We start from the raw sequence: 25,985 nt of genomic DNA on the forward strand, positions 1-25,985 counted from the left end.
CATGGTCTTCTTTAAACGTGGGGACTTTTGTTTTTAGTGTATTATTTTTGTTCGTTCTTAAAATTCGTCATATTCGAAGTGGCAGCACGAGCTTCACTTTCGTTCCTATTCCCGGCGTACTCTCAATAGAGAGACCATACTCTTTGCCATAGGTTAACTGAATTTGCGAATGAATATTTCTCAAAGCAAAATTATGCTCTCCCTCCCATTCATCACTCGCCATCATTGCTGTCAGCTCTGCCATTTTATCCGCATGAATCCCGATTCCATCATCCTCAACTTGGAAATGAAGAATTTGCCCCTCCATTTTCCAACTGATATCTAGACGCCCTTTGCCTCGCTTATTCTCAAGCCCATGATAAATGGCATTCTCTACCAGCGGTTGAAAGACGAATTTCAGTACTTTATGGTTCAGCATGGCGGAATCTATGTACATATTCACTGTAAATTTGTCTTGATATCTTACTTTCTGAATCGATAAATAACTTTCCAGCAGTTCAGCGCTTTCCTGGATGGTTACAAAGTCATTGCCTTCGCTTAAGCTGATCCGAAGATATTTGGATAAACCGAAAATCATCGTACTGATCTCATCGACCTTATAAATGCGGGAGATCCAATGAATGGAATCCAACGTGTTATACAAAAAATGGGCGTTAATCTGCGATGCCATCATTTTCAACTGTGTTTCTTTTTTCAGCAGCTTCTGAATATACACTTCATCAATTAAATCTTTAATTCGTGTGACCATCGTATTAAAGCTGTGATACAGCATGCCGAACTCATCATTACGTTCATCCGTAATTTGGATATCGAAATCGCCCTCTCTGGCCCTGCGCATGGACCACAGAAGCATTCTGACCGGCTTATGCATTTGCTTGGCAAATAAGAAGGCTAAGGCGATAGCCACAACACTAAACCCAATGACGAGATATACCGTGTAGTAGGCGATTTTTCTTGAATCACTGACCAAATTTTGAATCGGTGCCATGCCGACAAGCTTCCAATTATTGATTTTCAATTGATCATAGACCACCATTAGATCTTTGCCATCGACCTTGTCGGTTAAGTATCCGCTTGGCGTCGGGGGAAGATTGAGGCCTGCTGGACGCATGCTTAGTAAACCGTTCGAATCCGCAACAACCGTGTCGTTTTGATTCACAATATACGTAGTGCCTTGAGCTTGGAAATCGACCTCGGACAAAAATTGCTGGATCAACTCCGGATTAAATTCCATGATGAGCACACCGAGTGTTTGATTCAGATTGTCGAAGTTTTTGAGCGACCGCCCCATCACAAAGACAGGCTTATTGTCTTGATCAATCGTTGATTTAACAAGAGGTGAACGGATGCCATACCAAACCACCTGACCGTTGGCAGCTTTTATTTGCTTGTACCAATCCTCCTCTTCCTCCACTTTGCTTACCATCGGGAGCTCCGTAAACCCCGTGTTCGTGAACCGATAGGAGGCACTGCGCTCACCCAAAATATAAATGTTCAACGTATCATTTTTGACGTTCACCAAGTTGGACAGAAACTTGCCGATCTGTTGATTGTTATAACTCTGATCGTAGCTATCCCTGTATTCACCAAGAATGCCTTTTTGAATTTCCTTATTTCCAAAAATCAATAAAGACCTGTTATCATATTCGTTCATAATCAGCTCTAACCTTCTGTTCGCTTGCTGGACCGTTTGCCATGCTACTTGTGAAACTTTGGAGCTGATGATCTCATTCGCTTTATGATAGGATAAATACCCCATGAGCATGATGGAGATCGTTATGCTTGCAAAAAATAAGATGAATAATTTATAGCCTACCGAACGCCATTTGAGATGTGTAAGAAGCTTCAAGCCATGGTCCCCTCCAAATTAGGCATTAGACGCCAATATCGCGATATTGAGCGGGAGTCATTCCCTCCTGCTCCTTGAACAGTTTCACAAAATGCCGGAAGTCCTGGTAACCCACCTGCTCCGCCACCTCATATATTTTCAGCGTCGAAACTTTGAGAAGCTCTTTGGCCCTATTCACCCGTAGACGAATTAAGTATTTACTAAACGTCTCGCCCATTTTTTCATGAAACATTTTGCTGAAATAAGAAGGGTTTAAAAACAAATGTTCAGCTACTCGATTCATTGTAAGCGGTTCTGTATAGTGCTTTTCCATATAGTCGACAGCCAGTTCGATAAATCTTTTTCGATTTCCCGAGGTATTATCGCTTGGCTGGAATTGGAGCAAGATCGTGAGCAGCACATCCTTTAAATCTGACAAAGCAAAGTATGGAAGGACAAAGCTCTTATTGACCTCTTTCAAATCAGAAGGAGAATTGATCTCTAGTTTCATCTCAACTTCACTGAACAGTAAGGTTAAGCCCTTTCTCAACGCATGCGGCGAACACTTCTGTTTATGCATCTGCAGATGGGCGAACAGTTCATCGATTAAAGTACGAAGCGCAGCATCGTCGCTAAGCTTCACGGCATGTACGAACCTGGTCACCCAGCCATTAGGTTGCGAATATTTAGAGAGTGGATGTGATTGAGGCACCTCCATCAGATCCGCGTCATAAACCTTACCGTATCCTTCGTAGAACGCATAAGCAGAGATTTGCACGGCTTCTTGTAACGAAGCATGAATGTCTGTAATTTGACTTTGCTTACTTATCCCAACGTTGATACCTATTCCCAAGTAACGCCAACAAGCAGAAATTAGCGTCTCCCACATCGCCTGCTCATGGCTAAGATCACTCTCCATGTTGGGGGAAACTAGAATGACTAAATCCGTATCTTTGTCATCATGCAAAGGACAAGCGATCATCTTCACCGCATTTTTTCCGGTTTCTTTGGCGAGATTGCCAATTGCGTGGCGAAGTAAATAATGCTCCTTCGGATTGTGCTCATGCACGCCCCAATCATAAACCTTGATTATAAGAACTTTGATTTGGCTCGGATCTAATTGAATATTAAGACGGTCCCAAACCGTTCGCGAGAACTGTTGTGAAGCGCTTCCATTATTGAGGAGTGTTTCAACGTATCGCTGCCGCGCGAGCGGTAAACTTTCGCGAACGCGTTGTGACATCTGCACGAATTCATCATGATCTTCTCTTTCACGTTTTATTTGCTCAATACACTTGCGCACAACTTCCAACATGAGATTCTCCTCAATAGGTTTCAGCACATAATCGACGGCTCCGAGACGCATAGCTTTTTGCGCATAGCTAAACTCGCTGTAACCGCTGATAATAATGATTTTTGAGGGTAGATTGGCGTTTTTGAGTGCTTCAATGAATGCTAGACCATCCATGCGCGGCATTTTGATATCAGTGATGATGATATCCGGTATCTGATCCTGAATGAAGGTTAAAGCTTCTTCTCCATCCTCCATTTCACCTATCACTTTAATGCCTTCTGCTTGCCAATCAATGGTTGTAACTAATCCTTGACGAACCCACCTTTCATCATCCACGATTAATAAAGAATACATCAATCATTCTCCTCTCGTTTAAAAGGTTAGTTACCATCCAAAAACGCTTATTTCTTAGATGTCTTTTCCATACTTTACATGAATTTGATAGATCTGAAAAGTGGGTATATGAACAGATAAATTATTATGGAATAGAAAAACCGCCATACTGGCGGTTTTTTTGCTGATTCGTATAAATATTAATTTACACCATGCACGATAGGTTGACTGCGTTGGCCGTTTCCTATGGAACGAAAGCTAATTCGGCGTCTTTGAAGTATTAGCGGGAAACATATGGAATTGTGTGCTCATCCGAAGTACTCCAGCGCCCGCTGCTGTTGAACCAGATGGAATCATCACTCCAACTCATCTTTATTATCAGATTTCCGTCGCTTCATGACGTTGTTCACCAAGTTTTGGGTCGCGTCTTGCGTGGATTCAAATACATTCTCAATGGCGTTCTGGACATAATTTGTCGCTGACTGTCCCATGTTATTAAACATACTCGTTTTGTTTTCAACGATGTTCTTTTGGCCTTTCGTATTATCAGGCATCGCACTTACCTCCCATATCGATTGGTTTGACATTCGGTCTAATTTCCCAATTATGGATGGATCTTATTCACGATAAAATGGGAATAAAAAAACGAGGCTGCCAAGTACAAGAGGCAGTCTCGCTATTTTTATTCTAAGAGCCCGCTGAGCTCAGATTCTTTCTCAGCATTCGTTTTATTTCCTGGCATTAAGCCAAGTCTCTGGGTCATCTGCTGACTAATGTTCCCGAGCCGTTTCGTGTGCTCCGTAGCTGATTGAATGATCGTCCGATTGGACTGTTCAAATAGATCCAAAGCACTAAAGAGATCATTCATCCCCCGCTCGATGGAGTCCATTTGTAAACCTGAGTTACCAAGCAGCTCATTCGTTTTCTGCGTCGTTTCTTTCAACAACCGAGAGTTGTCCTCAAACATTTTATTAAGTGTCGCATTCGCCGAATTTACAGCATCAATGGTTTGTACTTGATCTTCGATAGCCATAGAAATCATCGCAGATACGGTAAGCAGATTCTGTGTTTTATCGATAGTCGCATCAACCGCATCAATGAGCTTATCATTATTGTCATTGATGATATCCGTGCCAGCAATCGCCTGCTGATAGAGGATAACCATTTCCTGAAATGACTGTATGCGCGTCACTACTTTACGAAGACCTCTTTCGAGATGAACTTTACGGCCTTCATTTTCTGGCTTGCTAATCTCCTCTTCAAATAGCTGCTTTAAGTTCTCGCCCATTGCGATCCGCATTTGTAGATTGTAGACAGATTCTATGGAGTTTTTCTTCAATGTTTTCATGTAGGCCATATTTTCTTCAAGTGTTTCCTTGCCATTTCGAAGCGATTGGACGATCGCATTAACGTTAGTTTTCACAGACTGATATTTGTAAACATAATTTTTGAGTGGTGTCTTTTTCATAATTTTCTCAAAGAAGCCGAGCTGCTTACTTTTACTCAAAGAATCGATTTCATGGCGAAGTTTCAAAATATTGTTTTGGACCTCTGAGCGTTTGCCAGACATCAGTTCATTCACAGGACGCTCTAACATGGCTAAAGATTGACCAGCTTGCTCCATGGTTTTGGCACCCATACGACCGATGGAATCCATCAAGACTTCTAATTCCATATCATCCGTAGTCGATACTTTTTGGAGCATTTGTTTCGCTTCCTGCTCTACTCTCGCTAAATCCGCAGACTTTAATTGCACTAATTGGGTTGTCATAGTTAGTTCCTCCTTTAATCTTCAGAACGATAGCGTTGTTGGATGAGCTCCATTCGAGTTTGCAATTCAATCAGATCTTTTTGTTCAATTGTCTCAACATAAGCGGAAAGTTTGGAGTTAATATCCTTGATCCCAGTAAGCAGAAGCCGACGATTTAACCGTTTTGCTTCTCCCCCCAACTTAAGAAAGGGGTTAATTGCGCCATTCAGGTCCTTGAAGATCAACCGTTGTATATTATGATTCATGTTTGCATCATTAAGCTCTTTCAACTGCGGAATTAACCTGCCAACTCTTGCAAGTAGGCTAAGTGTCTTTTCTACGATTTCATTATCCAATGTATTCTTCTGGCCCTCTGAGATCATCGTCTCCTCAATTACATGAATGTACTCAGATATCGGCCCCCAAAATGGATCACTTTCACTTTTCAGCTCCAATTCACTGCTGGCACTCGTGGTGCTTGTACGGCTTGTACGCGTCACATTTGGCAATGATTCACTAGCTGGATTCGAAACATTTAACCTTTTTACTTCCATGGAATGATTGCGACTAAGTATGATAAGACTGCCTAATGAAAAAGTAGTTGGCACTAATAAGTTAACTGCGCCAGGCAGGAAGCGGGCAGTTATGAGACTTACGACATACCCCAGAATGGATATGCCTAAAGCGACTTTAAACTTCGATTGCACAGTACATCCCCCTTTGTTCACCTAGTTGTTAAATCATCTATAGGACTATTATACATTCAAACGCCAGATTCACACAAAGATCGCTGACATTTCTTGTCGTCTTCTCTTATTTTTCGATAAGAACCGTTCATATCGCAGAAAAAAATAGTTGAGCAGGATGTTAATCCCGCCCAACTATTCCCTTTAAATCGCTGATTAAGCTTTAACGAAGACCGTTTTAATATCCGTATAAAATTCAATCGCAGCTTGCCCCTGCTCCCGAGAGCCGGAACTGGACTGCTTCACGCCGCCAAACGGTGCTTGCAGTTCCACACCTGCACTCTCCGCATTGATCCGAACCATGCCGGCATCGATATCATTCATGAACGTCAACATGGTCGAAATATCACGTGTAAAAATCGACGCGCTGAGTCCGAATTTCACGTCATTTGCGATGTGGATCGCCTCCTCCAGCGAATCCACCTTAATAAGAGCAAGTACGGGCCCGAAAATCTCTTCCTGCGCGATCGTCATGGAGCTGGAAATGTTTTCGAAAACGGTAGGTTCAACAAAGTAGCCAGCTTCCAACTCGTGTCCCTGACCTTGCCCGCCTCCGCTTAGCAAAGTACCGCCCTCTTCTACCCCTTTTGCGATATAGGATAACACCGTGCGGAACTGATTTTCGCTCGCAAGAGGGCCCATCCATGTTTCAGCTTCTAAACCAGAGCCTAAACGGATAGTCTGAACTTTCTGCAGCAGCTTCCTCTTAAAAGCTTCGTAAATCTCGTGATGGACGATAACTCGACTCGTCGCTGTGCATTTCTGCCCAGTGGATTTCAAGCCGCCGCTAATAGTTGCATCCACGGCTAGGTCTAGATCCGCATCGCGAGCCACGATAACGGGGTTTTTTCCTCCCATCTCGAGTTGGTACTTGGCACCTCTTGCGAGAGCGCTTTGCCCGACCCTTTTACCTACTCCGTTGGAGCCTGTAAATGTGATGCCTTGGATGTCCGGATGGTCGGCCATAGCCTGTCCAATGACGCCACCGTCACCTGTCACCATATTGATGACACCAGCAGGAAGACGTGCTGCATGGAAACACTCCATGATCAAAGCAGCAGTGACTGCCGTTTCTTGCGCTGGCTTGAACACTACGGTGTTACCGTAGATCAACGCAGGAGCCATTTTCCAAATAGGAATCGCAACGGGGAAATTCCAAGGCGTGATGACACCAACGACCCCAAGCGGCACACGTGATGTGAACATCAACGCGGCGCTATCCGTAGAAGGGATCACGTCACCGATACTACGCATGCCTTCGCCTGCGTAATAGCGTAAAATCGCCAAACCACGTGCGGTTTCGCCTTTCGCTTCTGGCAGCGTTTTCCCCATTTCGCGGGTCATCATCTCCGCAATTTCATCCAGACGCTGCTCCACTTGGTTGGCGACCTTGAACAAGAACTCACCGCGTGCCGGACCTGATAATTTACGCCATCCCATCTTGGCCTCTTTGGCTGCGCCTACAGCCGCATTCAGATCATCCAGATTTGATTGCTGGATGTAACCCACCGTTTCATGGCGGTTAGCCGGGTTGATACTAGCTTCGACCAAGTTACTTGAAGCTGCTCTCCACTCCCCGTCAACATAATTGAGATACGTTTTAGATTCAGCCACTCTTTAGTCCCTCCCGCCTCTAAATTCAGTTAATGCCGCAAGCAGCGCTTTCACATAACCGATGGAATAGGCCCAACCCACCCAACCCATGCCGGATTTCGAAGGATTATGCGGTGCACGGTCCATTTCAAGTGAAGTAATGTGATCCGGGTTAATGCAACCGTTATAGCCAACCTGATGCAAGGCTAATAAAATTTTCGCCATATTCATGTGACCATCGTCTAATAGTGCCTCTTCAAATGCACCTGCCGTCGCCAGACTTCCCCGTATATTACGGAAATGCACCAAAAATATCCGATTCTTACGCCCGTATTGATAAATTTCATCAAGAACTAGCGGTGTGCCACCTGCTTCTCCGCGAGTACCAACGCAGTAAACCAATCCAACATTCCTGCTGGGAAAAGTATCGATAACGCGGTGAAAACCAAGTCCGCCGAATGGGGTATTATGATGCGGTGTATCAGATGGATGAACAGCCAGATTGACGTTGTATTCTTCCGCTAATGGAACCAGTTTGCCGAAGACGAGGTCGAAACGTTTCCACCAAGCATTCATTTGTTCCACGGTGGGAGGCTGCTTGTCTGGATTGCGTTGAATAGATTCCCCGCGTACCAACGCCCCTCCTCGGTGCACGGCTGTATATTCCTCTGACATATATGGAAAGACATCCCCTGCAAACCGCTGACGAACAAGGGTGATCCCCGCTTCGCCAAATGCTTTGATGGCATTGCTGACATGGTCCAATTGCATGTCTGAACCAGGTTCTTCCAACATAAAGCTGCTTGATATATCTGGAAGTGTCACACGGTTAATGTCCATCCCATGTGAACGGATTCTTCGTTTTAGTTTAATCAACTGATCGAGATCTGGATAACCGAGTTCCTTCACGCCAGGAAAAGAAGAACCCCGTGTAAAATCTATACAATCGACGCCGAGCTGGCACATTTGTTTCAAATCGCTATCGGACAGATCACAAGTTGGAACTTGAATCGATACCTTCATCATTGTTCATTACCTCCTAAATGTTATGGGCAGAAGCGATCAAGTCCATGCTTTTCTTGATAATCGATTCCAACTGCACATAATGCTCTCGCTCAACTTGGACTAGCGGTGAACGAACTTGCAAACCAACAGGCAGACCAACGATATCCATCCCTGCTTTGATCAGCGAAACCGCATAACCTTTGCGTTGCTGACGGATACGGTGAATCGGTAAAATCACCTCGCGGTAGATCACTTGCAGCAGTTCCTGGTTGCCTCCAATTAAACTCTCCTGATATTTTCTCGAAACCTGCGGGATATAATTGGAAATGGCAGATGAGTAGGAATGAAAGCCAAGCGCATGATAGGCTGGCATAGTCAGCTCCGCAAGCGGCATCCCATTCATCCATTGCAGCTTATTTCCAAGAGATTGCACGAATTCGATATTAAGCTCGAAGTTTCCTAACCCGTCCTTGAACCCGATGACGTTAGGCAGATTCGCCAATTTTTCTAAAGTGCTTAAAGTAAATATCGCATTATCGCGTTGATAAATAATGACGGGCAATGTCGTGCTCTGAACGAGTGTTCGATAGTAGTGGTACAGCCCTTCCTGTTCAGGAATAATGAGGTAAGGCGGCAGCAGCAGCAACCCGTCTGCGCCAAGTCTTTCCGCCAGTTGGACGCGTTCCACTGCTTCCTTCAAGTTGCCCCCTGCACCTGCAAATACGGGCACTTTTCCCGCGGCAGCAGAGACTCCGATCGCAACGAGCTGCTCATATTCTTTGATATCCAAAGATTGAAATTCACCAGAACCCGCACAAACAAATATGGAATCTAAGCCATTGTCCAATAAAAATTGAACATTTGCCTCAAACGCTTTTTCATTCACACTCTCGTTATGATCAAACGGTGTTACCGGAAAACCCATTATCCCTGCCAGCGAAACATGCTTCTCGCTTCCCATATCGAACAACCCCTTTGCGTTATCTTCCACCTCATTATAGAAAAGGAACATGGCGTCAGTCTTTGTAAAAACACGCCGCTTTTTTTCAAAAATTCCGTGCTATAATAGATGTCAGCTTACTAGAGGGGAGATCACTTTCGTGCTGAGCCATACCGTTTATTCTCGAAGTAACTTATACCTCAACCAACATCTGGATCAGCTGCAAGGGGCCTCCGCATCCATCTTTGTTCATTACTGGGGTGCGAAACCGCAGCATAAGGGAAATAGCCCCCATGCCCATTCCTTTTTTGAAATATGTTATGTCGTCCAAGGTGAAGGCATTTACTTCTCAGATGGTGTGACCTATCCGCTGCGTGCTGGAACGCTTTATTGTTCCAAACCTGAGAGCAGACATTATATACAAAGCGATGAGGGCATGCTGCTGCTGTTTTTTGCAATCGAACCTGTAGCGTCCGAATCCAGTGAAGCTTTTATTCGCGATTTTCACCAACTAAGTGCTTATCCGCACTTATTCATCCCGAATGCCGAACAGACCGCGCCCGCGCTCATTTGGCAAGCACTGCTTATTCAGGCGGCCGAGTCTGAGATTCGCTACAAAGAGTCCATTGAACATCTAGCCTATACGCTTGTCATGAGTTGTATCAGCTTATTTCGGCATCACTGCGTCTCTGGCGATACAGCTTCATCTACTGCGATCTCCGAGCTGCAAGGCACTCTCAAACGGGCCAAAGAATATATCCAGACGCATCTCACTAAGAAGATAGCGCTTTCAGATGTAGCCCAGAACTTGCACGTGTCCGAGCGGCAGCTCTCTCGCCTGATGGCGGAAGAATTAGGTCAATCCTTTCCTTCGGTGGTCAAAACAGAAAGGGTCAAAAGAGCCGCTTATTTGCTCGGTTACACGGACATTCCGCTGAAACAAATTGCAGAAGATACTGGCTTTGAAAGCATCCACTATTTTACACAAGTTTTCACGAAGGAAATGGGCACTCCGCCAAGCTCCTTTCGCAAAAACTGTCTCAACGCCGAATCTGTCGATGACTGGATTCACAAATATTTGGAACAAGTTGCAACTCGTTATCACAAAAATCTGACTTTGCATCCAAATACCGCTCTGAAACGTATACAAGATGCAAAGGAGTTGTAAATCATGTTGGAATCTAGAGAGCAATTGCTGCAAGAGCTAAACATCATAAAAACTTGGGAGTCTGAGCAGAAGGATTTGTGGTTTTGGGAGAAAATTGGGCGTCTACCTTTTCAACTGTTAGATCGGCTGACACCTAAATTATTGAACAAGAAGATTAGCGAGGCTTTAAATGAACTAGGGAATTATTTGCAAGCGGGTGGCCGCTATCTCATTTCTGAAGCAGGGACATTGCGCCATATTGAAGAAGTGCGGCACCGAAGTGAAGGAAATCATCCGGCACATACACAGATTGTTGCGATTGAAGACGTGGAGGCACTTCCACTTCACATCCTTGATCAAGCAGCAGATGAGATTATTCACAATCGGACGAAATTAGCTACGCTCCAAGGAGCAACGACGGGAATTGGCGGCATTCTGACCCTTGCCATCGATATACCAGCCGTTCTCGGCCTGTCTTTGAAAACCATTCAAGAGCTGGCCATCTGTTATGGCTATGATCCCAAAATCAAGCAGGAACGGATCTTCACAATCAAATGCATGCAATTTTCTTCCGCAGACATCGTCGGTAAGAAGGCGATCCTCGATGAGCTGAGCGACTATGCGGCCAATGATCAAGCAGACGCGCAGATGATTTCACAGCTGCAGGGCTGGCGGGAAGTATTTGCTACCTACCGTGACAATTGGGGTTGGAAGAAACTGTTTCAGTTGATTCCGATTGCTGGCATTCTCTTCGGCGCATGGATTAACCGCGGCACGCTTAAGGATGTAGGAGAATCTGCTAAAATGCTGTACAGAAAACGTAGAATTCTTGAACGCCTTAACGAATTAGAACGAGAAAAGATGGAATAACTCCCTGCAAGCTTGAAACTAATAAGCTCTCCATTCGTATTAAAAAATAAAACGATTGGAGGCTTACTGATAAATGATAAAACATTTACTAAAAAAACTATTAGGCTCCATTTTCCACTCCAAACACCGAGGTTACCGTCACAATAGCTCTCATAGGGTCCAATATGGTCGTCGCCATTCTTCATCCGATCGGCATTACGGGAATGGTCACAGCCAGCAAGGTCAAGGTTATTACCGAAATAGACAACATAGTTCAAGTTAAGGCAAAGCCGCGAAAGTGGCTTTTTTGTTTGCGATTATGGAAGGCTCGCGTTTAGCTCATCGATGAAATCTTGCGTACTGTTGTAAGTGGGATCTATCTGGAGCAATTTGCGAATCATTCGTTTCGTAGCCGATGTGAGCTCGAGCTCCTCCTCCCATCCTTTGGCGCTTTCCTCAAGAACCTCTGACGATTCAAAGGTTGAATACAGCATAAAGAGTAGAAAGTGACCGATAGCATACAAATCGGAAGTCACCTCAGTTGCCCGCCGCCGCTGCAGCGCCTCGTCTGTACCATAATCCTGCAAAGCAGGCTCTCCAATTCGTGATGCTAAGCCAAAATCAATTAAATGGATTCGCTCCCCCTGTAGAATAACATTAGGTATCCGGATATCGCGATGGACAAAACCCTGCGTATGCAGATAAGACACCACTTGCATGAGATTACGAATCAGGCTTAACGCTTCTTTTTCAGTAAATTTCGCACCTCTTTCAAAAATCAAATCTTCAACCGTTTGCCCTTTCACATAATCCATAATCATATACATTTGTTTATATTCCTGAATAGACGTTAGACAGCTTGGTATGGAAGGGTGATTCAACTGCTGCATAATTTCGGTCTCCTGCCTTAGCAAATCACGACCTAGCTGTCCCTTACTCGGTTTCGCTTGCTTAATAACGAGTTCTGTACCAGTCCGGATGTCTTGACACAGGTAGGTCAACCCGTAACTTCCCATCCCGAGAAATCGGAGGATACGATAATGACCATGAAGCAATTTCCCCTCTTGCAACGGATAGTCGATCCAAGCGGAATACACTTTTTTTAGATAAGCAAGCAATCCCATAATCACTCCTTCTTTTCAGTTATTGTTCGTCAAGCTTCTTGATTTTTTGTTGAAATCGCAAGTAGCCGTAAGTTAACAAGAGTACACAGAATAATTCTAACGGCACCACGAACGCCATTGTGCCTCCGATTACTTGAGAGCTTTTTTCGTTAAATAACTTAGGCGCATTCACGAGTAGCAGCACCAAGTTTGCTAATGCAACGACACCTAAAGTGAGTTGAACTCTTTTGAATAACAGCTTCAACGACAAACGGTCCGTATAAATATCAAACGATTCGCCTTCACGAAACGGTTTCCTGAAATAATGCCAGCCAAAAAGTGAATCTACGTGCTCCCAACCTGAATCTTCAAAAAGAGCCTTATATTCATCGAGCTTATCTTTACTGCTGATTTTTTGGTAATCCATGCGATATACATAACGAACCGTGCTGTCCTTCTCAAAGCGATTGCGGAATACCCCGGGTTTAACCAAGTGTAAGCCTTGTGCAGACAAGTCGGTGAGCCATGATTCATCCTTCTCATAATTCCATACAAATGAAAATCTAGTCCGGTATTCGAATTGGTTACTTAGCGTGTTAGTCATCATTCGCTCTCCCTCTCCTACTCCACATTTGCGATGGCTGATCTTGCATTCGACAATAATTCTTCCATACGATCCATTTCTGCTTTCAAAACGTTCCTGCCAAGCTCTGTTATCGCGTATAGCTTGCGACGTGAATCAGCACCAACCTCAGTCTCCGGCGCGTTCTCGATTAACCCTTTTTTCTGCAGCGTGTTTAATGCTGTATACAAGGTACCTGCACCTATGCGTACCCTGCCCGCGCTCATCTTTTCGACATCCTGCATCATGGCATAACCGTGTGCTGCGCGGGGATATAACGTCACTAAAATATAGTAAAATGCTTCCGTCAATGGCAGCAAATCTTTGGAAAACTCCATGTGCTTCTCACCTCATTTCAAATAAAACCCTATATCGCCTTCTGTTATAACGAATAACAATGTATCGTATATCGATATAATAACGCATGATATATCGAGTGTCAATATAGTTGTTGAAAATAAAAAAGACTGCCGATACATTCCGGCAGTCTTGAGCTTGGTTAATAGTGGAATGCACGACTCCAGTTGGTTATTTAACGCCGATTACTCCTGTTATTTTCCGCCTTTACGGCGTCGCATCAGTTCTCGTCCCTTTGAATATGGGCAGAAGCTTGTCCCTTATGGGTTCGGCTGCATGCGGAACTTCTTCCGTTTCATAAGCGCCAAAAATAGCAGCAGAAGCGGACCTGCCACCATGAAAATCGGGAAAATAAAAGGAGCAGCTACTTTGACGGGAAAAATGACGGATATCTCCTCATAGTTAAAGGGGATTAATGAGGTTATCATGACGATACCCGCAATCACCCATGTCGGTTTTCTCCAATCTTTTAAACCAAAAAGCTGTGATGTGCCGTAGCCTGACACAAATAAATATAACGATAATTTAGTAAAAACACTCATGATCCATATCGTAACAACGATGGCATCCAAGTTCTCGATAATGCCCCCGATGGAAATCGAGCGAACGATCATGAGCATTGGATACGTGTAATTCGCAGCTACATTTTGTCCAAACATTAATATGCTGAAAACAACGGATATCAACGTTACGACTCCTGAGAGCAGGACCCCTCCTACCGCATGGCGAATAATTTGCTTCCGCTGAGCGACAAAAGCAATCAGCATGAGCAGCATGATACAATCACCTAAGAAGGCGGCCGCCGGTAGCGCTCCTTTCATTACTGGCACTAAGCCTGTATCGATATAGATCGGCATCAAACGATCCTTGTCCAGCTGATTCATGGCTAAAAACATAGGTCCTATGACGCCAATCAAGATGATGGGACCAGTTAATTCACAAATACGTGCAATCACGCCAACGCCATGTACAGTCGGATAGAGCACAACAAGAAACATGGGGATTTGAATAAAATACACTGGCGTCCTTGGCATGATTGTCCCTGTAATAAATAAGCTGAATTGCTTTAATATCACGGTAAGGATGACGATCCATACCAACAAATACAGAAAGGATATAACACCTCCCAGCCATTTCCCAAGCAAAATTCGGTTAAATTCAATGAGAGATTTGTCAGGAAAAATGGAAGCTAGCTTCCCACAAACATAGGCTATACCTGTCACGATTGCGATAGAAGCAATTAAGGAAAACCAAGCATCCTGTTTGGCCAATTGAATGGCTGGAGCGGTGGTCAATAGAATTGTCATAATCACCTGGCTGCTTACCATCATCCAAAAAATTTGACGGTTTGTTAAAACCATATCATTCATCGCTAACCTCCTTTCTTTTTTGGCGCACAGGGATATTGGCAACTCCGGGTCTTTGAATAGAACTATTTACTTCAACCTGTATATCCATGGTTTCGAATATCGAATTCCACTCGCCTTTGGAAGCTTTCCATTCACGCGGATATTCCTTATGAAATGAACGCGCCAATCCGACAACGTCCGCCTTTTGCACCTTTTGCAATCGACGCAGCGTATATTCCATTATTTCCTTAATTTTAGTATTAAATGGCTCTTCAATGCGTCTCATGTCATTCGTCCCTTTGGAGAGAGGAATTGTGGTTGAATTTTGTATGATATCTCCATCCAACGTTAATTTCAATTTCATTTTCCATTCTCCATGTTCAATCGAAGGATACAAGCGAATTTTGGAATGCATAATTCTGACCACAATTTTACCGCCGTCAAGCGTCTCTGTGAGCGTTATATTTCTTCCAAGATCTCTGGGTCTTAACAAGCGAACTCCCAATATTTCATCGGGATTCAGAAAACCTGTCAGCTTCTGATTATGAATGACTGTCATTCCTTCTACACTTAGGATCTGCTTTACAGCCCTATTCGTGATTAAAGGGGTAGGCGCGATAAGCGGTAAAAGAAACGATTGCGATTCAGCGCTTAACAGCTCCTCAACCTCATGCATCGTCGAAGAATGATTGACCGGTTTCTGTGAAAGCTTAATTAATGTTTCATAGGTATTAGGATCCACTTGAGACTCCAACAGATGCCTAGCGGTTCCTTTACAGATGAAGAAATTTGCTTGTTCTCGCGTCTGGACATCTCTAAATAAAAAATCAAACTCATCATACATCCCGTGTCTGGCCAATTCTTCACCAAAAAAAAAGGCTTTCGCATGCCCCCAAGAAAAATAACGCGGCAGCCTCTTTTGCAGTTCACTTAAAGCATCACCCATGGATGCGCCTACGGATGTCATTGTGAATACATTCCCTTCCCCCCCGCCGTTGCCCTCCGTGCCTGCTGAGGCTGGATTCGGAATGAAGACTTGAACGGTCATTTCAATTTTATCGTCATTCTTTCTGTCTACCCCCGCTGAGATAATCAAGGCCATATCATTTACTTCTACGCGATCCCAGCAGCCTGTTGTAGAGAGCAGTATGAACACAAGTATTGGGACGCCTAGTCGATGCCTCAATGCCCTTCCCCTCCATCAATCCGTCAAAATTAATTTTCATCCGGCTTATCGCCTTGCCTCTTTGTATTCCCCTGACTATAAAATAACGGTCGCGTTTTAAATTTATTGATTGGAGCCCTAATTAGCACATCTTTGATACCGCTTAGGGATATGGGTGCTAATGGAGCCATATACGGCACACCAAACGAACGAAGAATACAAAGATGACTAATGACTAGCAACAGCCCCAGAATAAGACCAAATAATCCCATAATTCCTGACAAAATCATGATAGGGAATCGAAGAATTCGGAGCGCAATGCTTGCTGAGTACTGAGGCATCATGAATGAGGAGATCCCGGTTATGGCTACTACCATGACCATTGGTGCCGAAACAAGGCCAGCTTGGATAGCTGCCTGTCCAATGACTAACGCGCCAACAATGCTGACTGCAGAGCCGACTTGCCTCGGAAGTCGAATACCCGCTTCCCGCAGCGCTTCAAACGTTATTTCCATGATGAGAGCTTCCAACAAAGCCGGGAAAGGAATTTCTTCCCGCGATTTGGCTACGCGCAAAAGCAAAGTAGTCGGTACCATTTCTTGATGGAAGGTTAAAACAGCCACATAAACGGCAGGAGCAAGCAGAGCGATGAGGAAAAAAGTGTATCGCAGCCAACGAATCAAAGTCCCGATCAAATAACGCTGATAATAATCCTCAGGCGATTGCATCATCGACCAGAAAGTCGCCGGGACAATAAGAACCATTGGCGTATTATCTGTCAGAATGAGAATGCGTCCTTCCAACAGGCTTGCAGCAGCCACGTCAGGGCGTTCGGTTGTTTGCAGCTGTGGAAATGGCGAGTACGTATTACTCTCGATGAGTTCTTCGATGTATCCACTCTCAATCACACCGTCAATATCCAATTGCTCGATTCGCTTTGAAACGTTGCTAATTATCTCAGGTTTAGCAATACCTTGGATATATGCCAACGCTATATCCGTCTTCGAATATGTGCCTACTGTGTAACGGATGAATTTTAGTGCTGGCGTTTTTAACCTTTTTCGAATTAAAGACGTATTCACAAATATGGATTCAACAAAACCTTCCCGTGAGCCGCGGACGACAGATTCAGCCAGAGGTTCCTCTACGGGACGAGTTTCATACTTCGTAAGTCCAATGGATAAAGCACCATCAAGTGTGTCGACTAACAAAATCGGTCTGCCACTTAAAACATTATGGAGGATTTCACCAATTGATTGCAGCAAATCTATATCTGACACATTAATATGTTCTTTAATCGTTTCGATCGAACTTGCAGTTTCTAATTCTGCTTGCTTAAGCGGTCGGAGCACATTCGCATCGAGAAGTTCAATATTTACTGAGCCGCAGAGATACAGCAAAGAGGCAGGACTTCCATTGCCGAAGTGAAAATGGGCAAAAATCACATCCGCACAGTCTGTAAGGTATGTTTGCAATAGTTGCAAATTCCCGGTAAGTTCGGAAGAAATTCTGATCTGATATGCTTCCTTATCGACACTTGACTCCCCCGGAAATGTCTTATTCATGCCAAACTCCCCTTACTTGCACATTCTTTTACCTATTGTTATGCGCTTAAAACAGTTGGAATATTCAGGATTGTTCCAAGTCAATCTCAGGTCTCCGATTATTGAAGAAAGAACCTCCCCATCTTGATAGGGAGGTTCTACCGATTTACACCACTAAACATTTAACTGTTTCAAACTCCTTGCATCGCTTTCTCCAAAATGATCGTGTCATACAGCTGTGAAGCACATCTCCCGCTACTTTGTGTCCATTCTGGCAAGTGATTCCCTTCCGGCCACGAGTAGTTAAACAGCGATTTCAACCCATTGCCGTACCGCACCAAAATTTTCGCGTGACTGCTTGCTACTTGTCTTAAATCCTCAAGAACCTCATGCTTATTTTCAACGTGTGAAGCCACAATGATATGTGTAGCCTCTTTGGTGTAGGCCAACTCTTTCAATGGTTGGTGGGTGAACGTCACACGACTGGCAGCTTCGCTCATTGCCGATGCTTGTTCAGCAAGATCTACCGCTTCCTTATCCAATTCCTGTCCCACTACTTCTGCGCCCGTCTCTTGTGCAATAGTCAATACAGACACGGGGAACGCCCCTGAGCCAATAAACAGCACCTTGCAATGTTGATCAATCTGTAAACATGCTAATTCAGACTGTACGGAAGTTGATAATATATCGATATACTTGCTTAGCTGGATTTCGTCCATCTGGTCATGACCAGCTTGATATTTCTCCAATACACGTAGAGCATGAATAGACGTTTCCCTCATGCTTCGCGATAATTCCTGAACCTCGCTATTCGAATGCCATAACTGCCAATTTTGAATATTTTCCTCTTTATGTATAAAATCACTCAGGCCATCTAATTTATTCTTCAACATGGTGTAACACTGCGGAAAGGCCCTCGTATACGCTGTTATTTGCCTAATTTCGAACTCCATTAGCTTCAAACTTAAGATAAACTCGTACTCCTCTAGCATGGATTCCCCTCCTTTTTACCTACTGATAATACTTATCTGACTATTTCATTGAAAAGTACAGAAACCAGAGGCGTGCGTGAATTTAATTTTTCAGACGAAAAGGGGACTTAATCAGGCTTGCTTTTTCTCTTTTTTCCTGGGTAATATCGAGTACAATGGTTATCAAAGGAGTTAGATTCAATTCTTACTGGAGGACTAGATGAGCAATATGAGCAAACAATTGCATACAAGCCAGCATACCAGTCTTATTTTTTATGAACCCGAACATAAAGCCGCTTTGGAATCGTTCCACTTGCCCGAAGATCAAAAACAGTTCACTGGCATGCCAGATGAAATGCTTAAAATCGCCTTGGAAGATAACCATCGTTTCCCCGTTGTTATCGTTTCGGATGCAAAGCCCGTTGGATTTTTCATTCTGTATGACGGAGAAGAGCGTTGTGACTATACGGACCATCCGAACTCCCTTGTGCTTCGCGCTTTTTCAATTAATTATTCCGATCAAGGAAACGGACACGCCAAGGCGGCGCTCCTGCAGCTTGGTGAGTTTGTCAGGCATCACTTCCCAGATGTAGCAGAAGTAGCTTTAGCTGTAAATTTCAAAAACCTCCCCGCACGGCAAGTTTATTTGAAGGCAGGTTTTCGGGATGATGGTCGTACTAAAATGGGACGAAATGGTCTTCAGCATATCCTAGTTTTGCCTATCGAAAAAAAGAGGAGCTGCTCTTAAGCAGACTCCTCTTTCTTGTTAGTGCCATTTCACTTCTCATAATGGAGGAACTGAATAGTAACTTATTCGTCAATTAAGGGCATTTTGCTTCGCTTTGCCTGCATCACTAAATAGAAACTGGTCAGCACCGCGCCAAGCGTCCCGCAGATGATATCTGTCATCGTATCCAGCAAGCTGCCGTTTTGCGAATTCAATCCAAACCAATGATCCGTTGTGAACTCGTAGATTTCCCACACTCCAGCCATCGCTACCGAAAAGAAGAGGCTGAGCCATATGGCAACCTTTGCGCTTGGCGTGACGGATCTGTTCGCTATATCGCTTGCTTTCCCGTAAATTAATAAGCCCACAAAACAGAGGATTACACCTGAAAAGAGATGTTCAATTTTATCCAAATAGGGAATGACACTATAAAATCCAAATTCATTAGCCATAAACATCGTTATAAAAATGAAAAGCAGCACGCAGAACCTCAGCGCCGCAAACATTGTGGTCTTGCTCAGCTTAACAACCACTCTGATCAACAGCAGAACGACAGCAATCAAGACTGCCTGCCACATTTTCGGAGCAATGCCCTTAATCAGAAAGTATACAAAACACACGGCCGCAAGCACATACATCGCCAGTTCAAAAAGATCGTTTCCTCTGTCTTTTCGCTTAAGCTTTTGCATCGCCATCTCCCATTTCAATATGGAAATAATTACTAAATACCCTGTAAGAAGTATATTATTCCCAGATTGAAGGTAGTCATACCGAATAACAAAAAGAGGTCATCCCCTCGGCATATGAAGCCAAACGGGACAACCTCTATTACGACTAATTAAAAGCCATGTAATCCAACATACGCTTCAGCATGACCGCCGCTTCTGCGCGAGTCGCGTTAACCAATGGAGCAAAAGAATCCTCTGTTGCACCTTGGATGATTTTCGCCTGCATCGCTTGGGAAATAGCTGCATTAGCGTATTCACTTATGTAGGAGCTATCTGCAAATTGATTCAGCTGCACCAGATCCGCCTTCACTTCAATGCCTGCCTGTTTCATCGCGCGTACGATCATAACCGCCATCTGCTCACGTGTGACACTAGCCTCAGGCTTGAATTCATTATTCTCGTAGCCATCAATAATCCCTGCAGCCGAAGCAGCACCAACTTCATCGGCGTACCACGCCGAGCTAGGAACATCCGCAAACGCTCCGGCTGTTTGAGGCTTAAGCCCGATTGCTCTTGTCAATAGAGCTGCAAACTCCGCTCGGCTGACATTAGCATCCGGCATAAACTGATCTTCAGTTGCTCCCTTGATCAAGAATTTCGACGCTAGCAAATCAACCTGATCTTTTGACCAGTGCCCCAAGAGATCTGCGAATGATTTATTCGCGCTTACAACTGTATAAATGCTGTTACCTGTGCGGTAAATCGTAACCAGCGTATTGCCATCCTGCTGTTCAAAGATAGCTGGCACGTAACTCAACTCACCAGTCATCGGATCATAGGAAACCGCGCTAGCATGAAGCCCATCTACTTCGCCAGGTAGGGAAATTGTACGTGGAGCATACATGCCACCGAAATCTTCTACCTGCACCTGTTTCCCGGTGCTTTCTGCAGTAATCTCAAACAGAATACCAGGATGCAGCAGCTTAGCTTGATTCTCCGATGCAGCCGTTTGTAAGCTGCTAGTAATCGCCGGAGTCAGCTTCTCAATATGAATAGCGAAAGCAACATCAGCAGGTTCAGCGCCAAGCTTTTTGGAAAGCCCCATCACGTCCAAACCACTAACCGGAAGCTCATAAGTTACCGAATTGTATTTTATAACTAATAAAGCGTTCGGCGCTTTCGTTCGTACAGAAATCATACTAACGGCAGGGACAACGATAACTCCTTTATCTTCTTGCCCCTTCATATCAATAACAAGTTGAACGGCTCCTGTTTTTGCTTCGGAACTCAAAGCCTCGAGTGCTTTTTGGATGGCTTCATCGCTAACGATAACTTTGGCAACTGTCATCCCATCTGCCTCTGTTTCCTTCACTGGCTCGTTAACAAGAACCTGAACCTTGACGGGCTTTCCGGGCTCCTGTGTTTCCGGCTTTGGAGGTACAATTGGCACACTAGGCACCGACGGTCCGGATATTGTACCCGACTGTCCTTTATCCTCTGAGGATCCAGCTGAATTCTTAAGATTCACCATGACATTCAGTTCCGTCCCTAACGCTTCTGTTTCTTGTCCATTTCCATTCTTAACTTTAGCAGAAGTAATGCTAATACGAGTAGAAGCAGCTTGAGAAATCGGTTTAGCTCGCCAATGTAAACGGAGCAATTCTCCGCTGGCAGTTATCGCGTCACTTGCTTCACTAGCTGCATCATGAATTTGAATGTTTCCTGGACTGGAAGGAATACTGCTAGGGTCAATCACAAATCCTTGCTTTAATGATTCAACAGATATAAATTCAAGATCAGCACTATCAAATGCAATCGATAGATCCACACCATAGACTGCCGTATAAACACTGCTTGTCACGTTTCCAAGTCCTAATGTCGTTTGGAACAATTGTCCTCCATACACAGACTCTGCAACACTAAGCGTCGTAATTGGAGCATCAATCTGAGCTAGATGTACCCAGCACTCAATAATACTGTTCCACGCATTTAATTCATTTCCGTGACCGATATATTTAACGTACTTAGCTCTGACTGGCTCGAACGCAAATGATTCCGTCTGGTTCGGATTTTGCTTATGGCTGGCAGCTTGAGTCAGCACTCTTTGATACGTTAGGCCATCCGTAGAAACCTCCAAGTCAAAATAGTTGGATCGCAAATTCCCGCTATAAAATAGGATGGAGATATGATCCAGCCATTGTTCTTTATCCAGCTCAAGCAGTAGATACTGTTCACTGCCTTCAGCTGACCATCTCGAGTCAGGATCACGATCGATCGTATTTATGGGCAGGTTGCCATCATCTGCACTGGCGGTCACGTTAACAATTGTGGCCAAGTTTCCTTCCGGATCAGCCATCGCGTCTCGCACTTCAATGTTTTCGGAGACACTAACCTTCACACCATTCCAGACGATTTCTGCGGTTATTTTAGCCACTCCCGCATGTTTAGCTTTGAACCAGCCGTTATCTAACGATCCGATTTCTTCGTTATTTATGCTGTACGTGACAGGGATATTAGCTTTCTCCGTATTAATGACTTCACCTGAATCGAGTGTAAGGAATGCTTTCAGCTTTCCGCTGTTTCCTACACTGATTACGTTGCCAGCAGCTCTCCAGCCTGGAACGGATTTGTCAGGTGCGATCGTTATACTTTTGGGCAAAACAGGTGTTGCAGCCACTTGAAATTGAACGCGATATTCTTGCGTTGCCCCATTGCCGGACACTTGGATAATGCCAGTGCCATTCGTTGCTGTCGGTTGGGTAATGGAGATTACAGCGCCAGATTGCAAGGGCATAGCCTCAATCGTTGGAATCTGTGTAGTTCCGAATGGCAGCGTATAGGAATACTTCGTTTTCAACAATTGCATGCCGCTAATGGCCTCTCCATTGACGAGCAGAGACTGCAAAGCAAGCTCCTTAGCGGTTGTTCTTCTAGTAAATTGATCGACGTATAGGCTCTGAGGTACCAGCTTCGTGCCCTCGCCAACACCTTCCGCCATGTCGAACGGTTTGGTGTTCGTATCGGGGATCGAGCCGACGATGTTCACATTAACTCCGGTAACCGCGCCTTTCGTTCCTATGATGTAACCGTTGCCAAATTGCTCCGACTCGATAATAATGCCGTTTTTGCTGCTATGTGCAGCCTGACCCGTTGTGTTCCAGAACACACTTTCCGTCGTCACAACGCCATGTCTATTCGTTGCCGACGATCCATAATCCCGCGTTATGGCAGAAATACCATCCCCATTCAGCGTCATGTTGTCAATCAGATTGGCCATACTGAGATACATATGAAAGTCCGTCATTAGTGAGGAATTCTCGGAATAGACATTATGCATCACATTTCCGTTGGCCGAGAAATTCGCATAGGTGAAGCTGTGACGCGCTGCAATCGCTTTACTATCAATGATCAAATTATCATTGCCGATAAATTGATACAAGTAGCCATTGCCATTCGCTCCCCTGTACTGCGGATACTGCATCGTGACATGATCAACCGTGACATTCTTAGTGCGATCCAAAATGATCCCTTTGGACAAAATGTGATAGGTCGAATTGCCCTCAGGTTTATATGTGTTAACATTGCGAATCCAACTGTTTGCAACTGCAATCAGATTGATCACTTTCGCATTATCGCTTTCATACCCTGCCGTACCGACAACCTTGTAATCGTCTTCCCCTAGACCACTGTTATGATTCTGTACATTAGCTATCGAGAAATCCTCAATGCCAACCTCGGAAATCGGGGCCTCTGTTTTCGATATCGTAATGTTGTCTCGTTGTTTTAATGCATACCGAGTTGGAATGTCTAGCGTTATTGTCCGATTAACGTGATCAATCCCGACAATTTGCCTGTAAAACAGCTGCTCAACTTTGCCGAGACGGGATGCCCATTTATTTTGCATACCCAGTTCGTTCAAGAAATCCATCGTCGTTTCAAAAGTAACCAGCACATAGTCATCGACTGCGAATCCGCTTGTGTTTTCAACTGGAAGTAACGCACTGGGCTCCGCAACATTCTTACTCAGCTTGGTGGAGACATTCGTCTTCTTCCAATCGCCATCTCCGACCCGGATAATATCTTTGGATTTCATATTTTCGGTCGCATTATAAATAAACGTTTTGTTCATTCCCGCCCCCTTGAGCACGATATGGCTTGCTGGGACGTTCAAAGAGAAATCCTTGCCTGCAGGCGGATTGACCTGATAGGTGCCCGCCGGGAGGTACACGACACCTCCGCCTTTTGCCGCCGCATCTGCAATCGCGCTCTGAATCGCTTGGGTCGAGTCCCTCTGCCCCGTCGCATCAGCTCCATAGGGCGCTTTGGTCACATCAATACTCGCTGCAATATCTGTAGCCGGAATGGGCGTTTCTCCCAAATGATAGCCAGCAAATGAGAAATCGTGCAGAAATCTCCCTTTGTTATCCTTGAAACCCGGGTACCAATCTGCCGGATAGAGTCGGCTTCTGCCATCAGTCCCTAGGCGCATATCTTCAGGCACGTCCGCCGGATCGGAGACGATCAGTCTTGGCGGCATTTGCCCTGATGCTGTCGTATCTTTCCCGCGATGATAAAAGATTCCGCTGCTGCTTTTGGCTGCCATTACGAGTGTAATCGTCTTTTCACCCTTCATCTTCTGCTGCTTCACATAATCAGTAATGTCAGCGTCTTGATAATCATTTGCCGCTTTGTACAACACTTCGGCGATCGGAGCATCCCCTATGGCAGGCTTATTATTCCAAGTCAAGCCAGTTTCTGTCCAATTCCCCGCATGTTCAACGCCATAAATTTGAACGTAATTGGTCGCTGTTGCTGATGTTGCTTTCGACGTATCACGTCCCCACACCGAAAATAGCGTTTTTCCAATATGGTCAGCCTCAGGCAAGTTGGAAATATCGAACTTATAGTAACCGACTGACTTATTAAACTCAGCAGTCATCCCGTCTGCAATGGATGCAACATTGTTGGTGCTGTGGTAATTTTTGTCCCCATCCTTATTGTTCGTAGTGACCGGGTTGTACACAAGTGTGTCATGCAATGGCGGCATGTTTTTGCCGTATTCGAAAGGTACCGACGGCGTGTACGGATGCGGAGCATGCAGGTTCGTGCTTTGCTCGTTCACGATTAGCGTCGGGATCAGGCCCTCCGACGCACTTTCTGTGGTTTCATGCCCTCTAATCTCAATCGCGCCAGGTGTTTCCGCCTTAATCACGAATCCAACCACTGATTTCCCAGCTTTCTTGCTCTCCTTCACGTAATCAGTGAGATTAAACTGATAGTCAGATGGCGTATTCGTTATGGTTATGGTATCTATCGAATCCGTTAATCTAAGAAATTTACTTTTCCATGTCATCGTCGACTCCGACCAATCTGCAGTCGTTTGCAAAGGATGAAGGCCATAAACACTCATTTGTGTTGGCGTTAATGATGAAGCTTTGAATGCGAGAGCTACCTCCGTTTCCGAATTTATCAAAGGTAGGATATTTGTAATATCATACTTTACATATGCATAGGCTGATGCCCCGTCTTCTTGTAAGCCAGCACGCATAATATCTGTTTCTCCGCCGTCATCCACGTGTTTATGATAATTAACCCCATCTGAAGCTACGATGTTAGCATTTATTTGATATCCATTCGAATAAACCGTGACATCCTGTTGAGGCAGGATCTGCGTGCTAGTCGTACTTGCCGCCATACCCGCATGAGGTACAGTCAGCAACGAACCAGCGCTCAAACTTAAAGCCATCAACAAGCTAATCGCCTTTTTCATCATGCTTGCTTATCCTCCGTTTCCTATTGACAAATGTTTGATAACGTTTTCATTCAAGGCCGTTCTTACACACCTCCCATCCACCTTTACGCTTGAAATGGAAATATACACCAACAACCATGTTTCATTATGGCTTACGAATGGCAGGCTTGCCTATAAACAAAACCTCCAATAGCGTTGATAATAAAACAAATCGATGCTCAAAATCATCAAAACAATTGATT

20 protein-coding genes are annotated in these 25,985 nt (G+C 44.6%); 3 read left to right on the plus strand and 17 right to left on the minus strand.

The window, feature by feature from the left end; translation table 11 throughout:
* Positions 1 to 67 precede the first annotated feature (67 nt).
* From AC58VC_RS21960 to kdgD, 8 genes are all read right to left on the minus strand, one after another.
* The gene (locus tag AC58VC_RS21960; protein ID WP_497371300.1) at positions 68 to 1,849 is read right to left on the minus strand and encodes a cache domain-containing sensor histidine kinase; all 1,782 of its coding nucleotides are present in this window, start codon (positions 1,847 to 1,849) and stop codon (positions 68 to 70) included.
* 25 nt (positions 1,850 to 1,874) lie between these two features.
* Positions 1,875 to 3,476, minus strand: coding sequence for a response regulator (locus AC58VC_RS21965; protein ID WP_497371302.1), 1,602 nt, complete (start codon positions 3,474 to 3,476; stop codon positions 1,875 to 1,877).
* A gap of 335 nt (positions 3,477 to 3,811) precedes the next feature.
* Entirely contained in the window at positions 3,812 to 4,009 is a 198-nt protein-coding gene (locus AC58VC_RS21970) for a hypothetical protein (protein ID WP_497371304.1), read from the minus strand.
* 128 nt (positions 4,010 to 4,137) lie between these two features.
* Positions 4,138 to 5,226, minus strand: coding sequence for a toxic anion resistance protein (locus AC58VC_RS21975; RefSeq protein WP_497371306.1), 1,089 nt, complete (start codon positions 5,224 to 5,226; stop codon positions 4,138 to 4,140).
* A 14-nt stretch (positions 5,227 to 5,240) separates the two neighbouring features.
* A complete protein-coding gene (locus AC58VC_RS21980) occupies positions 5,241 to 5,912 on the minus strand; it encodes a hypothetical protein (RefSeq protein WP_497371308.1) in 672 nt (223 codons plus the stop codon).
* A gap of 195 nt (positions 5,913 to 6,107) precedes the next feature.
* Positions 6,108 to 7,565, minus strand: a complete 1,458-nt coding sequence (gucD, locus tag AC58VC_RS21985) for an alpha-ketoglutaric semialdehyde dehydrogenase GucD (RefSeq protein ID WP_497371310.1) — start codon at positions 7,563 to 7,565, stop codon at positions 6,108 to 6,110.
* A 3-nt stretch (positions 7,566 to 7,568) separates the two neighbouring features.
* A complete protein-coding gene (locus AC58VC_RS21990) occupies positions 7,569 to 8,570 on the minus strand; it encodes a mannonate dehydratase (RefSeq protein WP_497371312.1) in 1,002 nt (333 codons plus the stop codon).
* 13 nt (positions 8,571 to 8,583) lie between these two features.
* Positions 8,584 to 9,510: a 5-dehydro-4-deoxyglucarate dehydratase gene (kdgD, locus tag AC58VC_RS21995; RefSeq protein ID WP_497371314.1), complete on the minus strand. Its 927-nt coding sequence runs from the start codon at positions 9,508 to 9,510 to the stop codon at positions 8,584 to 8,586.
* 139 nt (positions 9,511 to 9,649) lie between these two features.
* On the opposite strand from kdgD, the gene AC58VC_RS22000 reads away from it, so the two are divergent.
* Positions 9,650 to 10,657 (plus strand): helix-turn-helix domain-containing protein, encoded by a 1,008-nt coding sequence (locus AC58VC_RS22000; protein ID WP_497371316.1) that lies wholly within the window; start codon positions 9,650 to 9,652, stop codon positions 10,655 to 10,657.
* A 3-nt stretch (positions 10,658 to 10,660) separates the two neighbouring features.
* Positions 10,661 to 11,506, plus strand: coding sequence for an EcsC family protein (locus AC58VC_RS22005; RefSeq protein ID WP_497371318.1), 846 nt, complete (start codon positions 10,661 to 10,663; stop codon positions 11,504 to 11,506).
* Between the two features lie 296 nt (positions 11,507 to 11,802).
* On the opposite strand, the gene AC58VC_RS22010 is transcribed toward AC58VC_RS22005, so the two are convergent.
* The 7 genes from AC58VC_RS22010 to AC58VC_RS22040 form a co-directional block, all read right to left on the minus strand.
* On the minus strand, positions 11,803 to 12,603 hold the full coding sequence (locus AC58VC_RS22010) for a serine/threonine protein kinase (protein WP_497371320.1): 801 nt from the start codon (positions 12,601 to 12,603) through the stop codon (positions 11,803 to 11,805).
* A 25-nt stretch (positions 12,604 to 12,628) separates the two neighbouring features.
* Complete coding sequence (locus tag AC58VC_RS22015) at positions 12,629 to 13,192, minus strand: DUF2812 domain-containing protein (protein ID WP_497371322.1); 564 nt, start codon at positions 13,190 to 13,192, stop codon at positions 12,629 to 12,631.
* Between the two features lie 17 nt (positions 13,193 to 13,209).
* Positions 13,210 to 13,548 carry a PadR family transcriptional regulator gene (locus AC58VC_RS22020; RefSeq protein ID WP_235960790.1) on the minus strand — a complete coding sequence of 113 codons (339 nt, stop codon included), beginning with the start codon at positions 13,546 to 13,548 and terminating at the stop codon, positions 13,210 to 13,212.
* A 279-nt stretch (positions 13,549 to 13,827) separates the two neighbouring features.
* Positions 13,828 to 14,937, minus strand: coding sequence for a GerAB/ArcD/ProY family transporter (locus AC58VC_RS22025; protein ID WP_497371324.1), 1,110 nt, complete (start codon positions 14,935 to 14,937; stop codon positions 13,828 to 13,830).
* Positions 14,930 to 16,102 (minus strand): Ger(x)C family spore germination protein, encoded by a 1,173-nt coding sequence (locus AC58VC_RS22030; RefSeq protein WP_497371326.1) that lies wholly within the window; start codon positions 16,100 to 16,102, stop codon positions 14,930 to 14,932. The genes AC58VC_RS22025 and AC58VC_RS22030 overlap by 8 nt, the downstream gene beginning before the upstream one ends.
* A gap of 29 nt (positions 16,103 to 16,131) precedes the next feature.
* Complete coding sequence (locus tag AC58VC_RS22035; RefSeq protein ID WP_497371328.1) at positions 16,132 to 17,646, minus strand: spore germination protein; 1,515 nt, start codon at positions 17,644 to 17,646, stop codon at positions 16,132 to 16,134.
* Positions 17,647 to 17,816: 170 nt separating this feature from the next.
* On the minus strand, positions 17,817 to 18,617 hold the full coding sequence (locus AC58VC_RS22040; RefSeq protein ID WP_497371330.1) for a nicotianamine synthase family protein: 801 nt from the start codon (positions 18,615 to 18,617) through the stop codon (positions 17,817 to 17,819).
* A gap of 199 nt (positions 18,618 to 18,816) precedes the next feature.
* On the opposite strand from AC58VC_RS22040, the gene AC58VC_RS22045 reads away from it, so the two are divergent.
* Positions 18,817 to 19,344, plus strand: a complete 528-nt coding sequence (locus AC58VC_RS22045; RefSeq protein ID WP_497371332.1) for a GNAT family N-acetyltransferase — start codon at positions 18,817 to 18,819, stop codon at positions 19,342 to 19,344.
* A gap of 62 nt (positions 19,345 to 19,406) precedes the next feature.
* Here the strand turns inward: AC58VC_RS22045 and AC58VC_RS22050 are convergent, their stop codons facing one another.
* Positions 19,407 to 20,012, minus strand: a complete 606-nt coding sequence (locus AC58VC_RS22050; protein ID WP_497371334.1) for a DUF2238 domain-containing protein — start codon at positions 20,010 to 20,012, stop codon at positions 19,407 to 19,409.
* Positions 20,013 to 20,157: 145 nt separating this feature from the next.
* Positions 20,158 to 25,764 carry a CBM96 family carbohydrate-binding protein gene (locus AC58VC_RS22055; protein ID WP_497371336.1) on the minus strand — a complete coding sequence of 1,869 codons (5,607 nt, stop codon included), beginning with the start codon at positions 25,762 to 25,764 and terminating at the stop codon, positions 20,158 to 20,160.
* Between the last annotated feature and the right edge of the window lie 221 nt (positions 25,765 to 25,985).

It is taken from the genome of Paenibacillus sp. J22R67 (assembly GCF_059692175.1).

Excerpts from the sequence above, each read along its gene's own strand:
- AC58VC_RS22015 (WP_497371322.1), bottom strand. The coding sequence starts at position 13,192 with ATGACTAACACGCTAAGTAACCAATTCGAATACCGGACTAGATTTTCA.
- kdgD (WP_497371314.1), bottom strand. The coding sequence starts at position 9,510 with ATGGGAAGCGAGAAGCATGTTTCGCTGGCAGGGATAATGGGTTTTCCG.
- AC58VC_RS22020 (WP_235960790.1), bottom strand. The coding sequence starts at position 13,548 with ATGGAGTTTTCCAAAGATTTGCTGCCATTGACGGAAGCATTTTACTAT.
- AC58VC_RS22025 (WP_497371324.1), bottom strand. The coding sequence starts at position 14,937 with ATGAATGATATGGTTTTAACAAACCGTCAAATTTTTTGGATGATGGTA.
- AC58VC_RS22050 (WP_497371334.1), bottom strand. The coding sequence starts at position 20,012 with ATGCAAAAGCTTAAGCGAAAAGACAGAGGAAACGATCTTTTTGAACTG.
- AC58VC_RS22040 (WP_497371330.1), bottom strand. The coding sequence starts at position 18,617 with ATGCTAGAGGAGTACGAGTTTATCTTAAGTTTGAAGCTAATGGAGTTC.
- AC58VC_RS22045 (WP_497371332.1), top strand. The coding sequence starts at position 18,817 with ATGAGCAATATGAGCAAACAATTGCATACAAGCCAGCATACCAGTCTT.
- AC58VC_RS21990 (WP_497371312.1), bottom strand. The coding sequence starts at position 8,570 with ATGATGAAGGTATCGATTCAAGTTCCAACTTGTGATCTGTCCGATAGC.
- AC58VC_RS22005 (WP_497371318.1), top strand. The coding sequence starts at position 10,661 with ATGTTGGAATCTAGAGAGCAATTGCTGCAAGAGCTAAACATCATAAAA.
- AC58VC_RS21965 (WP_497371302.1), bottom strand. The coding sequence starts at position 3,476 with ATGTATTCTTTATTAATCGTGGATGATGAAAGGTGGGTTCGTCAAGGA.
- AC58VC_RS22055 (WP_497371336.1), bottom strand. The coding sequence starts at position 25,764 with ATGATGAAAAAGGCGATTAGCTTGTTGATGGCTTTAAGTTTGAGCGCT.
- AC58VC_RS22035 (WP_497371328.1), bottom strand. The coding sequence starts at position 17,646 with ATGAATAAGACATTTCCGGGGGAGTCAAGTGTCGATAAGGAAGCATAT.
- AC58VC_RS21970 (WP_497371304.1), bottom strand. The coding sequence starts at position 4,009 with ATGCCTGATAATACGAAAGGCCAAAAGAACATCGTTGAAAACAAAACG.
- AC58VC_RS21975 (WP_497371306.1), bottom strand. The coding sequence starts at position 5,226 with ATGACAACCCAATTAGTGCAATTAAAGTCTGCGGATTTAGCGAGAGTA.